Source organism: Amycolatopsis thermalba, assembly GCF_003385215.1.
GTDB classification, from domain to species: domain Bacteria; phylum Actinomycetota; class Actinomycetes; order Mycobacteriales; family Pseudonocardiaceae; genus Amycolatopsis_E; species Amycolatopsis_E thermalba.
In genome coordinates, this window is record NZ_PQHW01000141.1 from 1 (window position 1) to 14,982 (window position 14,982).

The window sequence follows — 14,982 nt, forward strand, 5'->3', positions numbered from 1 at the left end:
GTTCACCGACGACGTCCGCGCCCCGGCACGCGCGGTGGGCGTCCGCCCGGTAAACCCTGACCGGCGGGGGACGGGCGGTGGGTGCGCACCACACCCACCGCCCGTCCCCCGTCCGCGCCCCGGTCATCCCCGCGCGAGCAGCCCCTTCGCGATGTGGGTCACCTGGATCTCGTTGCTGCCCGCGTAGATCATCAGCGACTTCGCGTCCCGCGCCAGCTGCTCCACCCGGTACTCGGCCATGTACCCGTTCCCGCCGAAGAGCTGGACCGCCTCCATCGCCACGTCGGTCGCGGCTTCGGAGGCGTAGAGCTTGATCGCCGACGCCTCCGCCAGCGACGGGGTCCTGCCCTCACGCAGGCCCGCCACCGCCGACAGGACCATGTTCTCCACGTTGATCCGCGCGATCTCCATCTTCGCCAGCTTCAGCTGGACCAGCTGGTAGCGACCGATTTCCTGGCCCCACGCCATCCGCGTCTTCGCGTACTCGACGCTCAGCCGGTGGCACTCGTTGATGATGCCGAGGGCGAGCGCGCCGACGCCGACGCGCTCCAGCGTGAAACCGGTCTTGACCTCGGTCTTGGCGTCCGCGCCCGCGACGGGTTCCGCGCCGCCCAGCAGGCGGTCCCGGCCGAGGCGCACGTCGTCGAAGAACAGCTCGCCGGTCGGCGAGGACATGATGCCCATCTTCCGGAACGGCTTGCCGCGGGTCAGGCCGGGATCGTCCTTCTCCAGCACGAACGTCAGCACCGGGCGGTCGCGCACCGGGATGCCCTCGCCGGTGTCCAGTTTCGCGAACACCACCAGCACGTCCGCGAACGGGCCGTTGGTGATGAACGTCTTCTGCCCGTTGAGGACGTACCCGTCGCCGTCGCGGCGCGCCGTGGTCTGCATGCCGCCGAACGCGTCCGAACCCGAGCCGGGCTCGGTGATCGCCCACGCGCCGACGTCCTCGAACGTGACCAGCCTCGGCAGCCAGCGCCGCTTCTGCTCCGGCGTGCCCTTCGCCAGGATCGTCTGGGCCGTCAGCCCGAGGCTCACGCCGATCGAGACGAGCATCCCGAGACTCACCCCGGCCAGCTCGCTCGCCACGATCAGCGGCAGGCCCGCCTGGCCCGCGAACGCGCCACCCCCGCCGCCGGAGGACTTCCGCTCGCCCAGGAACTTCCCGAGCGCGTCCGAGGCCATCGCACCCACCCCGAAGTCGGCCCAGAACTTGCGGATGATCGCGTACGGCGGCACTGCACCGGTTTCGAGTTCGGCGGTGTGCGGGCGGACCTCCTTGTCCACCCAGGCGCGGACGCTGTCGCGGATCAGCAGTTCCGTTTCGCTCCAGCCGCTCACGCGGACCACCCGCCGATCTTCTCCGCGACCGCCTCGACCGACCACATGCCGTCGTGTTCGGCGGTCTGGGCCGCCGTCCAGCCCCGCAGCCGCTGGATCGACCCGCCCTGCACCGCGAAGACCTCGCCGGTGAACGGGCACCCCGCCCGCGCCAGGTACGCCACCAGCGGCGCGATGTTGGCCGGGGACAACAGATCGGCCTCGCCCTCGCCGGCCTCCGCGGCGAAGATCGCGCCCATGCCGGGGGTGGCCAGCGTGAGCCGCGTCCGGGCGATCGGCGCGATCGCGTTGACCCGCACGCCGTAGCGCTCCAGCTCCTCCGCCGCGACGAGGGTCAGCGCGGCGATGCCCGCCTTCGCCGCGCCGTAGTTGGCCTGGCCCGCGTTCGGCACGGTCAACCCCGACGCCGACGCCGTGTTGATCACCGCCGCGTCCGGCCGGTCGCCGTCCTTGGCGCGCTGCTTCCAGTGCGCCGCCGCGTGGTGGAGCATCGCCGCGTGTCCCTTGAGGTGCACGGAGATCACGGCGTCCCACTGGGCTTCGCCGAGCCCGGCGATGAACGCGTCACGCAGGATGCCGGCGTTGTTCACCAGCACGTCGAGCCGGCCGAACTCGGCGACCGCCTGGGCGACCAGCTTCTCCGCCCCCGACCAGTCCGCCACGTTGCCGGTGTTCGCCACGGCGGTGCCCCCGGCGGCGCGGATCTCGTCCACCACCGCCTCGGCGGGCCCGGCGTCGGACCCGGTGCCGTCGTTGGCGCCGCCGAGGTCGTTGACCACGACGCGGGCGCCCTCCGCGGCGAACAGCAGCGCGTGCTCGCGGCCGATGCCCCGGCCGGCGCCGGTGATGACCGCGACGCGCCCGTCCAGCGTTCCCATGGCTACTCCCTGATTTCCGCGAGGCCGTCCTTGACGACGACGTCGTCACCGGCGGTGGTCTCGAAGGCGTAGGTGGTGGCGTCCCTGCGCCACACCGTGGTCGTGATGTCCTGGCCCGGCAGCACCGGTTTCGCGAAGCGGACCGCGAGCCGCCGCAGCCGCCGCACGTCGGAGCCGGCGAGCTCGGTGAGCAGCGCCCACGACGTGAACGCCATCGTGCACAGGCCGTGGGCGATGATCCCCGGCAGGCCGGCTGCCCTGGCGACGTCCTCGTCCAGGTGGATGGGCATCGGGTCACCGGCGGCGGGCCCGTACCGCAGCGGCTGGTCGTCGTCGATGTGCTGGGTGACCGTGGCGACCGGTGCCCGCTCCCGCAACGACTCGTCGAAGACGTGCTCCGGCGCCAGTTCGCCCCGGCGGTCGCCGGTGTCGAACCCACGCACGAAGAACGTCACGCGCTGCTCGTTGACCAGTTCGCCGTCCGTGTCCCGGGTTTCCAGGTACACGCAGGCGGCGGTTCCGCTCTGCCCGCCCTTCCAGCCGGTCATCCGGCCCCTGGCGACCAGTTCGTCACCGGGCCGGATCGGGCGGTGGAACACGAAGTCCTGCTCGCCGTGCAGGATCCTGCCGAGCAGGCGCAGCGGCACGACCTCCAGCGCCGGTTCCATCAGCGACGGGAAGACCGGGACGATCGCGTACACCGGCGGGGCCACGTCACCGGCCAGGTGCGCCTCGATCGGGTCGTTGGTGGCCTTGGCGTAGCCGATCACCGCGTCGCGGGTCACCGTGTGCCGGACCGCGCCGGTCCAGACACCGAGCCCGGCCGGATCGAAGTTCTCCGGCATCAGGCGACCAGGTCCTTGAGCTTGTCCAGGGATTCGGTGAGGTTCTTGCGCGCGTCCTTCTCCACGGCCTTGCCCAGCGCGCCGACGATCATCGCGCCGGTGAACTCGGCGTCGATGGTGGCGGTGCTCCCGCCGGCGCCCGCGGGCTCGACCGAGAGCGTGAACCGCACCTTGACCCCGGCCATGCCGGTGCCGGAGATCTCCAGCTTCTTCGGCGCGTCGTACTCCTCGACGGTCCAGGTGATCGTGTTGGCCATCCCCAGCATGGTCACGACCTCGCTGACCTGGGAGCCCTGGCGCCACTCGGCCGGCACGTCGCCCTTCCACCTGGTGTGGATGGTCAGCCACTGCTCGAACCTGTCCGGCTGGGAAAAGGTCTGCCACACCTTCTCCGGCGCGGCCGGGAGTTCGGCGGAAACGTGGATGCTGCCCATGGTTGTCCTCCTCGTGGGGTCAGCGCTCGGCGCGCTGGTAGGCGGTGACGACGGCGGCGCCGCCGAGTCCGATGTTGTGCTGCAGCGCCGCGGTGACGCCTTCGACCTGCCGCCGGTCCGCGGTGCCGCGCAGCTGCCAGGTCAGCTCGGCGCACTGCGCGAGACCGGTCGCGCCGAGCGGGTGTCCCTTGGAGATCAGGCCGCCCGAGGGGTTGACGACCCACTTGCCGCCGTAGGTGGTCTGCTCGTCGTCGATCAGCTGCGCGGCCTCGCCCTCGCCGCACAGGCCCAGCGCCTCGTAGAGCAGCAGTTCGTTGGCGGAGAAGCAGTCGTGCAGCTCGATGACCTGGAAGGCCCCGGGGCCGAGCCCGGACTGGTCGTAGACCGACCGCGCGGCGCGGACGTTCATGTCGTAGCCGACGATGTTCTTCGCGGTACCGTCGAAAGTGGACGCGAAGTCCGTGGTCATGGCCTGCCCGACGATCTCGACGGCCTGACCGGCGAGGCCGTGCTCGTCGACGAAGTCCTCGCCGGCCAGGATGGCCGCGCCGGAGCCGTCCGAGGTCGGCGAGCACTGGAGTTTCGTCAGCGGGTCGTAGATCGTCCGCGAACCGAGGATGTCGTCGAGCGAGTACTCGTCGCGGAACTGCGAGTACGGGTTGTGGACCGAGTGCTTGTGGTTCTTGTAGCCGATCTTCGCGAAGTGCTCGGCGGTGGTGCCGTACCGCCGCATGTGCTCGCGCCCGGCGGCGCCGAACATCCACGGCGCGGGCGGGAACAGCACCTCGGAGATCTCGGCGAGCGCCTGGATGTGCCTGGTCATCGGCTGTTCGCGGTCGTCGTACATCGCGCCGAGCGAACCCGGCTGCATCTTCTCGAACCCGAGCGCGAGCGTGCAGCGCGCCAGCCCGCCGCGGATCGCCTGCGCGGCGAGGTACAACGCGGTCGACCCGGTGGAGCAGTTGTTGTTGACGTTGACCACCGGCACGCCGGTCATGCCCAGCTCGTACACCGCGCGCTGCCCGGAAGTCGATTCGCCGTAGACGTAGCCGACGTAAGCCTGCTCGACGAGGTCGTAGGGGATTCCGGCGTCCCGCAACGCGTTCGTGCCGGACTCTCTGGCCATCTCGGGGTAGTCCCACCCCTCGCGACGGCCGGGTTTTTCGAATTTCGTCATCCCGACACCGATGACGTAGACCTTCCGGCTCATCCTGGGTTCCTCCGGTTCGGCACTTGCCTGCCGACCCGACGGTAACTTTTGCCGGGCGCCGCGCGTTGACCCTCGCGAGCAAGGACTTGACCGAACCGATCACGGTCGTCTTGACTCGAACGATCGCGGGAAGGAGGGTGGGGTGGCGTACCGGATCCCGGCGTCGTTCGCGGTCGCGGCGGTCGAACTGGCCGTCGAGCGGGGCATCGACCTGCCGCGGCTGCTGGTCGAAGCGGGCCTGTCGCCGATCCGCACCCGCCCGCACGACCTGCGGGTGACGGCCGAGCAGGCGGTCCGGCTGGCGGTCGCCCTGCGGCGCATGACCGGCGACGAGCTGTTCGGTCTCGGGGCCGCCCCGGTGCCGCGCGGGACGTTGCACATCCTGTCCCACGCCATGGCGGGCGTGCCGACCCTGCGCGAGGGCATCGACCGGCTCGCGATGCTCGTCAAGCCGCTGGCCGGGTTCCCCGATCTCGAGCTGGAGCCGTGCGGGAGGGATCACGCGCTCCGGTTGCACGTGCCGCCCGGCGCGGGTCCCCTGCTGACGGTGATGGTGGCGGCGATCGCGGACCGGATCATCGGCTGGGCCATCGGGCGCGCCACCCCGAAGGTGCGGGTCGAATTCCCGTTCCCGGAACCGCCCAACAGCGCGGACATCGCGTTGTTGCTGGGCGAGGAAATCCGGTACGGCGCCGGGGAATTCCCGGCGCTGATCCTCCCCGCGAGCGCGCTGGCGAGCCCGATCGCGCACGACGAGCAGTCGGTGGTCGACTACGTGGCCCGCGCGCCCGGCGAGTGGCTGGCGAGCGAGCCCGGCACGCTCCCGCTGGCCCGCCGGGTGCGGCAGCTGATCGAGCGCGGCCTGGCGCGGCGGCACATCGTCACGGCGGAGGAGCTGGCGGCGGCGCTGACGACGAGCGTGCCCACGCTGCGCCGGCAGTTGCGTCAGGAGGGCAGTTCCCTACGCGAAATCCGCGACGAGGTCCTGGCGAAGACGGCCGAGACGGCGCTGCGGACAACGGACGACCCGATAGCGTCCATCGCGACGCGGCTGGGATTCTCCGAGACGAGCGCGTTCACGCGGGCGTTCCACCGGTGGACGGGGGAGGCGCCGGCCCGCTACCGGGCCCGCCTCCGGGAGACGAGCTAGCCAGGCGCGCGAGGACGTCCGGCCGGGTCGCGGGAGCGGGCCGTCCGCGTGTGACCGGTCTCGCGCCAAAGAAAGGTCTCCTAACTAAACTGGTGCCGTGACCACGGCCAAGCCTTCGCTGGAGCTGCTCCGCAGCCTGACCGACGAGCACGTGCTGCGCGCGCTCATGGAGCACCGCCGGCTGACACGCGCCGAGCTGGCGAAGGTCACGGGGATCTCGAAGCCCACGGTCTCGGAGAGCGTGCGCCGGCTGGCCGAGTCGGGTGTGCTGCGTGATACCGGTGAGCGAACGTCCGGCCGTGGACGCGTGGGGTCCTACTACGCCCTCGCCGACGACGTCGGTGCGGCGCTCGTCGTCGGCATCGCGCCGGAGGGTGTGGTGGCCGAGGGCGTGGACTGTCATGGCGAAGTCCTCGCGCGGGCGCGGCACGCGGTGTCGCGGCCGGCCACGCCCCGGCAGGTGGCGGTGGCGTTGCGCCGAGTCGTGAACCGGGTGCGCGCGGACCTGCCTGGCCCGTTGCTGGTGGGGGCGGTGAGCGCCGCCGACCCGGTGGACCGGCGGACGGGGCGCCTGGTGCACCTGCCGGACGCGCCGTTCCTCATCGGTGAGCTGTCGCCGGCCGAGCAGGTGGGGCCGCTGATCGCCGGCTCGCTGCGGGTGGACAACGATGTCAACTGGGCGGCGCGGGCGGAACGAGCGTCCGGCGCGGCCCAGGGGCTCGACGATTTCGCCTACCTGCACCTGGGCGCGGGGCTGGGCTGCGCGGTGGTCAGCGATGGCGAGGTCCGCCGCGGGGCGTCCGGGCTGGCCGGGGAGATCGCGCACCTCGTCACCCACGGCCCGGACGGCCGCGCGGTCGCGTTCACCGAGGTGTTCCGCGTGCTCGGGTTGCGCCGGCCGGGCTCGGCGGCGATCGACGTGGAAGCCCTGTCCCGGGCGCTGCCCGGCGAGACGCTGGACGCGCTCGCCGCCGCGATCGGCGGAGTCCTGTCGGCCCTGCTCGCGGTGTGCGATCCGGAGGTCGTCGTGCTCGGCGGCGAGTGGGGAACCGAGCCCGCCCTCCTCGGGGCGATCGAGGAGCGCGTTCGCAGCCTGCCCCGGCGTGTGCCGGTGCGGGCGGCGGAGGTCGTCGCCGAACCGGCGTTGGCCGGAGCGCGGTCGCACGCGCTGGGGGAGTTGCGCAGCTGGATCGCCACGCGAAGCCAGTTTTAGTTAGGACTCTTGCCTAAAAGTGGAGCGCTCGCTACCCTGCTGGAATGCCGGCCGCCGCAACGGAACTGCCCCACTGGGAGAGCGTGCCCGAGGACCTTCCCGGAGCGATCCGCGAGATCAAGTCGGCGCTGCGGGCGCGCATCGCGGCGTCGGGCCGCTCCGTGGAGGAGGTGTTCGCCGTCGTCGAGCGGCGCATCGCCGAGCGGGTCGCCGAGATCGGCTCCGACCGCCGGCAGGGCAAGGCGGTCTGGCCCGTCCTCGACTACGCCGACATCGCGCACGGCACCGTCCGCGACGAACAGCGGGACCTCGTGAAACGACGAGGGTGCCTCGTCGTCCGCGGGCACTTCGACCGCGAGCAGGCCCTCGCCTGGGACGCCGGCATCGTGGACTACGTCGAACGGAACCGGTTCTTCGAGAACTACCGGGGGCCCGGTGACGACTTCTTCGGCAGTGTCGGCTCGAAACCCGAGATCTACCCGATCTACTGGTCGTCGGCGCAGATGCAGGCCCGGCAGAGCGACCGGATGGCGACCGTGCAGGCGTTCCTGAACTCGTTCTGGCGGCACGAATCCGGCGGGGTGCGGTGGTTCGATCCGGACCGCCACGCGCTGTACCCGGACCGCATCCGCCGCCGCCCGCCGGGCGCCGATTCGGCGGGCCTGGGCACGCACAGCGATCCGGGCACGCTCGACCTGTGGATGACCAGCGCCTACCAGAAGGCGTTCCGCCACCTGTTCGACGGCACGGTCGAGGAGTACGACCCGTGGGACGCGGCGCACCGCACCGCGGGCCCGCAGTACCCCGGCTCGACGATGTGCTCGGCGTTCCGCACCTTCCAGGGCTGGACCGCACTGTCCGACATGGACCACGACCAGGGCGTCCTGCACGCCGTGCCGATTCCGGAGGCCATGGCGTACCTGATGCTGCGTCCCCTGCTGACCGACGTGCCCGAGGACGACATGTGCGGCGTCACCGTCAACCAGGTCTTCCCGGCCGGGCACAAGTGGCACGCCGACCTGATGGAGGCCCTGTCCGGCATCCCGGACGTGCGGGCCGGCGACTCGGTGTGGTGGCACTGCGACGTGATCCACAGCGTCGCGCCGGTCGCCGACCAGCAGGGCTGGGGCAACGTCATGTACATCCCGGCCGCGCCGTGGTGCCCCCGCAACGAGGAGTACGCGGCCAGCGTGCGCGAAGCGTTCCGCACCGGATCGAGCCCAGCGGACTTCCCGGCCGAACACTACGAGCGCGACTGGGAAGGCCGCTTCACCGTCGAGCAGCTGAACGACACCGGACGCCGGGGACTCGGCCTCGACTGACGCGGCGAACACGTAGGTGACGCCCTTTGGGGAGAGCCTCCGGTTGGGGTGTGGCTTTTCTAGGACCACGCTCGACCGGAGGCTCCCGGGTCCCGCCGTAATGCCCGCACCACGTTTCTGTGCAGGTTGCTGATCGTCCAGCGATAGCACGCGGGTGGCCGCAGGCTCATATCGCGCTCGGCCGCGCCCAGCGGGAAACCAGCCCGAGCGATCGCCTCCTTCGCCCGTCGCGGCATCCCCGGATGACCGGCAACGCTTGGGCCTATCGCTGGTCACTCCGGCACGTGCCCGAGCACTACAACACCCAACGCCGCCACAACGCACTCGGCGGCCACCCACCCACCAGCCGACTGCCACCAACCTGATGGCCAAGTACACCTCGCCGGATCGCGGCGCGGGGCCTAGAGATCGGCGAGCGCGGACAGCGGGTTCTCCACGGCGTCGGCGACGAACCGGAGGAATCCGGCCGCGGTGCCGCCGTCGCACACGCGGTGGTCGAACACCAGCGACAACTGGGTCAGGTGCCGGGGCACCACCTGGCCGTCGACCACCCACGGCTTCGGCAGGATCCGGCCCACGCCGAGGATCGCGACCTCCGGGTGGTTGATGATCGCCGCGCTGCCGTCCACGCCGAACGAGCCGTAGTTGTTGAGCGTGAACGTTCCCGCCACCGGTTCCGGCACCGCGCCGTCGCGGGCCGCCGTGACCACGCGGCGGATCTCGGCGTCCAGTTCGCGGGCGCTCATCCGGTCGGCCCGCCTGACCGCGGGCACCACCAGCCCGCGTCCGGCCTGCGTGGCGATGCCCAGGTTGACGCCGTCGAACTGCACGATCTCGCCCTCGTCCACCCGCGCGTTCAGCTCGGGGAAGCGGGCCAGCCCGGCGACCACGAACCGCGCGAGCAACGCCAGGATCCCCGCGCCCGCCAGCGATTCACGCAGCTCCACCAGAGCGGTGGCGTCGACGTCGACCCAGGTGGTCGCCTCGGGGATCTCGCGGCGGCTGCGGCTCAGGGTGGTGGCGATCGCCTTGCGGATCCCCGTCATCGGCACCCGTTCGCGGATCCCCAGGCCGGTGCGTGGGTCGTCGCCCGCCGAGGGGGCCGCGGCGCGTTCCACGTCGGCGCGGGTGATCAGCCCGTCCGGTCCGCTCCCGGTGAGCGTGGCCAGGTTCAGGCCGCGTTCCCGGGCCAGCTTCCGCACGATCGGTGACTGGGTGCGCGGCCGGTCGAGCACCACGGTCCGGGTGCCGGCGGGCCTGCGGCGCCTCCGACGGCCGTTGGCCGCGGTGCTGGTGCCGTAACCGATGAGGACGTTGCCGGAGCCCGCCCGCTCTTCCTCGCGGTAAGCGGCGGCCGCGGGCTGGTCCGCGGTCACCGTGATCACCGGTGCGCCGACCAGCACCGTGCCGCCGGGCTCGCCGTGCAGCTCGGTGACGACCCCGCCGTAGGGCGAGGGCACCTCGACCACGGCCTTGGCGGTCTCGACCTCGGCGACCGGCGCGTCGACGGCGATGGTGTCGCCGACCGCGACCAGCCAGCGCACCAGCTGGGCTTCGGTGAGCCCTTCGCCGAGGTCGGGCAGGGTGAACGTGTCGCTCATGCGGCGTCCCAGTTCAGCTCGTCGACGGCGTCCAGGATCCGGTTCACCGAGGGCAGGTGGTGGTGTTCGAGTTTCGGTGGCGGGTAAGGGATGTCGAAGCCGGTGACGCGGCGGACCGGCGCCTCCAGGTAGGGGAAGCACTGCTCGCTCACCCGCGCGCCGATTTCGGCCGCGACGGAGGCGAAGCCCGGCGCCTCGGCGACGACGACCGCCCGGCCGGTGGCGGCGACGGCCCTGGTGACCGTCTCGTCGTCGAACGGCACGATCGAGCGCACGTCGACCACGGCGAGGTCGCGGCCTTCGGTGGCGGCCTGGCCGGCGGCGGCGAGCGCGACCGGGACGGACGGGCCGTAGGCGATGAGGGTGGCGTCCCGGCCCGGGCGGCGCACGACCGCGCGGCCGATCGGGGGAACCGCCCGCGCGAAGTCGACCTCCTCGCGGGTGAAGTAGTGCCTCTTCGGTTCGAGGAAGATCACCGGGTCCGGGCTCGCGATGGCTTCGCGGAGCAGGCCGTAGGCGTCTTCGTTCGTGGCGGGCGCGACGACGGTGAGGCCCGGGGTGTGCGCGTAGTAGGCCTCGGAGGAGTCGCAGTGGTGCTCGACCCCGCCGATGCCCCCGGCGTAGGGGACCCGCACGACCACCGGCAGCCGGACGCGTCCGCGGGTGCGGTTGCCCATCTTCGCCAGGTGGCTGGTGATCTGTTCGAACGCCGGGTAGGCGAAGGCGTCGAACTGCATCTCGACCACCGGGCGGAAGCCGTTCATGGCCATCCCGATCGCCATGCCGGCGATGCCCGACTCGGCCAGTGGCGTGTCGAAACAGCGCTGCTCGCCGAAGGCGCCGGTGAGCCCGTCGGTCACCCGGAAGACGCCGCCGAGCGGGGCGACGTCCTCGCCGAACACGACGACCGAGGGGTCCTCGGTCATCGCGTCGCGCAGTGCGGTGTTGATGGCCTGCGCCATCGTCACCTTGGTCGCGGTCATGCCGGCTCCTCCTCGGCTTCCAGCTCGGCCTGCAGCAGGTCTGCCTGCGCGGTCAGCTGCGGGGTCGGCGTGGCGTGGACGTGCGCGAACAGCTCGGCCGGATCGGGCGCGCCCTCGGCGGACAGGCCGGTGCGCAGGCGGGCGGCCAGTTCCTCGGCCTCGTCCCGGAACTCCTCGCCGGTCAGGCCGAGGTAGGTGCGCAACCGGGTCAGCGGGTCCCGGGTCCGCCATTCCTCGACCTCGGATTCGTCGCGGTAGCGGGTGGCGTCGTCGGCGTTGGTGTGCGCCTCGATGCGGTAGGTGTCGGCTTCGACGAGGGTCGGGCCGCCGCCGGTCGCGGCACGTGTGACGGCTTCGCCGAGCACCGCCAGCAGCGCCGCGACGTCGTTGCCGTCGACCAGCACGGCGGGGACGCCGTAGCCGATCCCCTTGTCCGCCAAGGAGGGCGCGACCGACTGACGTGCCAAGGGGACGGAGATCGCGTACTTGTTGTTCTGCACCAGGAAGACGACGGGGGCGCGGAAGACCGCGGCGAAGTTGAGGGCCTCGTGGAAATCGCCCTCGCTCGTGGCGCCGTCGCCGCACAGCGCCATCACCACCGTGTCCTCGCCCTTGAGCGTGGCGGCGTGCGCGACGCCGACGGCGTGCGGCAGCTGGGTCGCCAGGGGCGTCGACTGCGGCGCGACGCGGTGGGCGGTGGGGTCGTAGCCGCAATGCCAGTCGCCGCGCAGCATCATCAGGACCTCGACCGGGTCGACGCCGCGCTCCACCGCGGCGACGGTGTCCCGGTAGGTGGGGAAGAGCCAGTCGCCCGGGCGCAGCACCGCGGCCGCCGCGACCTGGCACGCCTCCTGCCCGTGTGACGACGGGTAGACCGCCAGCTTGCCCTGGCGGACGAGCGCGCCGGCCTGCTCGTTGAGGCGGCGGCCCAGCACGAGGGAGCGGTAGCGGGCGCGCAGCTCCGCGCGGTCCGGCATCGCGTAGCGGGCGTCGGGATGCACCGTGCCGTCGGGGTTCAGGAGGCGGACTGCCTCGGTCATGCACACCTCCGGGAAAGACAGAGTGACCCGATTCTGCTTTCATGGAGAACTCATGAACAGAGGACCGCACCAAGCCAAGACGAATGGATTGGAGGGTGGAAAGCGTGAACGATGTGTCCAGCCGGGAGGCCACGGGGACGCGCGGTCCTGGACGATTGGCGCCCGCCCTCGACGAGGTCGATCAGCGGATCGTGCGCGAGCTGACCGCCGACGGGCGCATGTCGGTGCGCGTCCTCGCGGAGCGGGTGAACATCTCCCGCGCGAACGCCTACAGCCGGCTGGAGCGGCTGCGGGACAGCGGCGTGCTGACCGGCTTCACGGTGAAGGTCGACCCGGCGAAGGCCGGCCTGGCGACCTCGGCCTACGTGACGCTCACCGTGCGGCAGAACTCGTGGCGGCACTTGACCGAGCACCTGCGTCGCATCCCCGAGGTGGAGCACATGGCCCTGGTCGGCGGCGACGCCGACGTGATGCTGCTGGTGCGCGCCACGGACAACCAGCACCTGCGGCAGGTGGTGCTCGGCCAGTTGCACGACATCCCCGGCGTGCTCGGCACCCGCACCACGCTGATCTTCGAAGACATCGACAACCACTGACCAGCGGCCGGGGGACGAACCTCCGCGGGCCGGCGCGATGCCGAACGGAACCACGGCGGCGATCCGCGGCAGTCACGCGTCGGCTCGTGCTCGCAGCAGTTCCTCGGCGGTGGTGCGTTCCGGCACCCACCCGCCGAGGACCTGCCCGTCCGGCGTGGTGAGCACCAGGTTGGTGCCCTCCGCGGTGTGGTGGTGCCGGATCCGCCAGGCGGTCCGCCAGGGCAGGAAGCCGGCGGGGGCGCGCACGCCCTCGCCGTCGAGTCGAAAGTCCCCGTACTCCACCTCGCGCCCGCGGTCGAGGGCGGTCCGCAGCCGGCGCACGATGCGGTCCCGGCACCGCTCGATCACCAGCTTCGACAGGGCACCCTGCCGGTGCACGCCGTGGATGAGGATCCGCCGGTCGTCACGGTGCCCGCGTCCGAAGACCCGCCGGCGCCCCAGGCCCGTGATCCGGGAGACGCGCCGGCTGGTCAGGAACAGCTCGATGTGCTCCCAGTGGGTGGTGACGGTCCCGCCGTCGTGGGTCTTGGCGACGGGCCGGTGGACCACGTACTCGACGTCGCGCCATGGGATCGCCAGGCGCTCACCCCCGGCGTGGACGACCAGCTCGGCAGGCGTGACCTCGTAGACCCGGCGCCCGCCGCGGGGCGGTACCGCGACGACGAACACGGCCCGGCCGGCCATCGCCGCGACCGGGAGCGCGGCGCCGGCCCAGGGACTCGCCACCATGGCGAGAACCCCGGCGCCGGCGCAGAGCAGCAACCAGGCGCCCAGGGCGGGTGTGGTGAGGAACCGCCGCTTGGTGCGGAACCGGACGACCTCGGAACCCCTCGCAGAGCTGCCCACCGGGCGACGGTATCGCGGGCCCGCGCGTGGCGGGGCGGGTTCGGACCGGAACCTGCCACGGCGGGTTGTTCCGCCGCGGACCAGCCGCACGCTGCACCGCGATCGCATCCATGGAGCTCCGCCCTTCAGGAACGCGAGAGTTCGGTGATCGTGTCCAGGAGGCGGTCCTGCGCCTCGGGCGGCAGGTAGCCCGGCAGGCCTTCGGCGCTCCACGCGGCCGGCCGGGCCGGATCGACTCCGGCGGTGCGCAGAGCGGTGGGCCAGTCGTCGCGCAGATCGGCCGGGGCCACTCTCCGGTCGGCGGTGGGCGCGGCGCCCAGCCCGGACGAGCGGTTCGGCGAACGGATCGTCGATGAGCGAACTTTCCGCGCGCTGGAGGCCAGGTCCCAGGTGTCTCCGTCGTCCCTGGCGATGCTCGGGTCAGCGTAGTGACATCCGGCGCTACCGTCTCCGGATGAGGCCGAGTTCGGTGGCGGTGGCGACGGCGGCGGTGCGGGAGTCGACGCCGAGTTTGGTGTAGATGCGGGCCAGGTGGGATTTCACGGTGCCCTCGGTGAGGTGGAGCCGCCGGCCGATGGCCTGGTTGGACAGGCCCTCGGCGACCAGTGCGAGGACCTCGGTCTCGCGCCGGGTCAGGGCGGTGGCGGGGGTGCGGAGCCGGTTCATGAGGCGGTCGGCGACGGCCGGGGCCAGCGTGGTGCGCCCGGCGGCGGCGGTGCGGACGGCGGCGGCCAGGTCCTCGGGCGGGGCGTCCTTGAGGAGGTAGCCGGTGGCGCCGGCCTCGATGGCGGGCAGGGTGTCGGCATCGGAGTCGTAGGTGGTGACGATCAGCACGCGGGGGGCGTCCGGCCGGGCGGTGATCGCCGCGGTGGCCTCGGCGCCGCCCATTCCGTTGCCGAACTGCAGGTCCATGAGGACGACGTCGATGTCGCCGTGCCGGGCGCGGGCGACGGCGTCCTCCGCGGTGGCGGCTTCGGCCACGATGGTGAGGCCGGGTTCGGTCTCCAGCACGGCGCGCAGCCCGGCGCGCACCACCGGGTGGTCGTCGGCCAGGAGCAGCCGGATCGGCCGGCCGGTCACGGGCGGCCCTCGCGTTCGGTGTCGCCGGCCGGGTTCAGCGGGAGCCGCGCGGCCAGTGCGGTGCCCTGGCCGGGGGCGGATTCGATGGTGAGGGCGCCGCCGAGGGCGTGCATGCGGGCGCGCATGGCGGGCAGCCCGAAGCCGCCCCGGTCGGGGTCGGGCTCGGGTACCCGGCCGGGGTCGAAGCCGGTCCCGTCGTCGACGACGTCGAGGACGACGTGGTCACCGAGATAGCCGAGAGTGACGTCGGCGGTGGTGGCGCCGGCGTGGCGGACGGTGTTGGACAGGGCGGACTGGGCGATGCGCAGCAGGGCGACCTCGTGCGCGGTCGGCAGCGGCGCCGGGTCGCCGGTGAGGCGGAAGCGTGCGGTGAGCCGGTGCCGGGCGCTGGTGGTGGCGCACAGGCGCTCCAGCGCGCCGGCCAAGGTGTTGCTGTCCAGGGC

15 protein-coding genes and 1 pseudogene are annotated in these 14,982 nt (G+C 72.4%); 4 read left to right on the top strand and 12 right to left on the bottom strand.

Going from position 1 to position 14,982, the window contains the following annotated elements; translation table 11 throughout:
* Window positions 1-123 precede the first annotated feature (123 nt).
* From D0D15_RS32785 to D0D15_RS32805, 5 genes are read right to left on the bottom strand one after another with little or no spacing between them, the layout of a single operon-like run.
* A complete protein-coding gene (locus D0D15_RS32785) occupies window positions 124-1,341 on the bottom strand; it encodes an acyl-CoA dehydrogenase family protein (RefSeq protein WP_094007632.1) in 1,218 nt (405 codons plus the stop codon).
* Window positions 1,338-2,219 carry an SDR family oxidoreductase gene (locus D0D15_RS32790; RefSeq protein ID WP_115945007.1) on the bottom strand — a complete coding sequence of 294 codons (882 nt, stop codon included), beginning with the start codon at window positions 2,217-2,219 and terminating at the stop codon, window positions 1,338-1,340. Before D0D15_RS32790 ends, D0D15_RS32785 begins: the two co-directional genes overlap by 4 nt.
* Before the next feature lie 2 nt (window positions 2,220-2,221).
* A complete protein-coding gene (locus D0D15_RS32795) occupies window positions 2,222-3,064 on the bottom strand; it encodes a MaoC/PaaZ C-terminal domain-containing protein (RefSeq protein WP_094007609.1) in 843 nt (280 codons plus the stop codon).
* Entirely contained in the window at window positions 3,064-3,498 is a 435-nt protein-coding gene (locus tag D0D15_RS32800; RefSeq protein ID WP_094007608.1) for a type II toxin-antitoxin system Rv0910 family toxin, read from the bottom strand. The genes D0D15_RS32795 and D0D15_RS32800 overlap by 1 nt, the downstream gene beginning before the upstream one ends.
* A 19-nt stretch (window positions 3,499-3,517) precedes the next feature.
* The gene (locus D0D15_RS32805) at window positions 3,518-4,708 is read right to left on the bottom strand and encodes a lipid-transfer protein (protein ID WP_094007607.1); all 1,191 of its coding nucleotides are present in this window, start codon (window positions 4,706-4,708) and stop codon (window positions 3,518-3,520) included.
* A 142-nt stretch (window positions 4,709-4,850) separates the two neighbouring features.
* On the opposite strand from D0D15_RS32805, the gene D0D15_RS32810 reads away from it, so the two are divergent.
* From D0D15_RS32810 to D0D15_RS32820, 3 genes are all read left to right on the top strand, one after another.
* Window positions 4,851-5,858: an AraC family transcriptional regulator gene (locus D0D15_RS32810; RefSeq protein ID WP_094007606.1), complete on the top strand. Its 1,008-nt coding sequence runs from the start codon at window positions 4,851-4,853 to the stop codon at window positions 5,856-5,858.
* 97 nt (window positions 5,859-5,955) lie between these two features.
* Complete coding sequence (locus D0D15_RS32815; RefSeq protein ID WP_094007605.1) at window positions 5,956-7,071, top strand: ROK family transcriptional regulator; 1,116 nt, start codon at window positions 5,956-5,958, stop codon at window positions 7,069-7,071.
* A gap of 44 nt (window positions 7,072-7,115) precedes the next feature.
* A complete protein-coding gene (locus D0D15_RS32820; protein WP_094007604.1) occupies window positions 7,116-8,393 on the top strand; it encodes a DUF1479 domain-containing protein in 1,278 nt (425 codons plus the stop codon).
* A 401-nt stretch (window positions 8,394-8,794) separates the two neighbouring features.
* Here D0D15_RS32820 and D0D15_RS32825 read toward each other — a convergent pair whose 3' ends face one another.
* The 3 genes from D0D15_RS32825 to D0D15_RS32835 are packed head-to-tail and all read right to left on the bottom strand — an operon-like array spanning window position 8,795 to window position 12,017.
* A complete protein-coding gene (locus D0D15_RS32825; RefSeq protein ID WP_094007603.1) occupies window positions 8,795-9,994 on the bottom strand; it encodes a dihydrolipoamide acetyltransferase family protein in 1,200 nt (399 codons plus the stop codon).
* A complete protein-coding gene (locus D0D15_RS32830) occupies window positions 9,991-10,977 on the bottom strand; it encodes an alpha-ketoacid dehydrogenase subunit beta (protein ID WP_115945008.1) in 987 nt (328 codons plus the stop codon). The genes D0D15_RS32825 and D0D15_RS32830 overlap by 4 nt, the downstream gene beginning before the upstream one ends.
* On the bottom strand, window positions 10,974-12,017 hold the full coding sequence (locus tag D0D15_RS32835; RefSeq protein ID WP_094007601.1) for a thiamine pyrophosphate-dependent dehydrogenase E1 component subunit alpha: 1,044 nt from the start codon (window positions 12,015-12,017) through the stop codon (window positions 10,974-10,976). The genes D0D15_RS32830 and D0D15_RS32835 overlap by 4 nt, the downstream gene beginning before the upstream one ends.
* A 113-nt stretch (window positions 12,018-12,130) precedes the next feature.
* Between D0D15_RS32835 and D0D15_RS32840 the strand changes: the two genes are divergently transcribed.
* On the top strand, window positions 12,131-12,613 hold the full coding sequence (locus D0D15_RS32840; RefSeq protein WP_255407941.1) for an Lrp/AsnC family transcriptional regulator: 483 nt from the start codon (window positions 12,131-12,133) through the stop codon (window positions 12,611-12,613).
* A 72-nt stretch (window positions 12,614-12,685) separates the two neighbouring features.
* Here the strand turns inward: D0D15_RS32840 and D0D15_RS32845 are convergent, their stop codons facing one another.
* From D0D15_RS32845 to D0D15_RS32860, 4 genes and pseudogenes are all read right to left on the bottom strand, one after another.
* Entirely contained in the window at window positions 12,686-13,459 is a 774-nt protein-coding gene (locus tag D0D15_RS32845; protein ID WP_094007599.1) for a hypothetical protein, read from the bottom strand.
* 134 nt (window positions 13,460-13,593) lie between these two features.
* A pseudogene (locus D0D15_RS32850) lies at window positions 13,594-13,779 on the bottom strand (class I SAM-dependent methyltransferase); the annotation flags it as partial.
* 121 nt (window positions 13,780-13,900) lie between these two features.
* The gene (locus D0D15_RS32855) at window positions 13,901-14,539 is read right to left on the bottom strand and encodes a response regulator (protein ID WP_094007598.1); all 639 of its coding nucleotides are present in this window, start codon (window positions 14,537-14,539) and stop codon (window positions 13,901-13,903) included.
* The coding region (locus D0D15_RS32860) for a sensor histidine kinase (protein WP_244215008.1) at window positions 14,536-14,982 on the bottom strand (447 nt) is incomplete at its 5' end. The genes D0D15_RS32855 and D0D15_RS32860, both read right to left, overlap by 4 nt.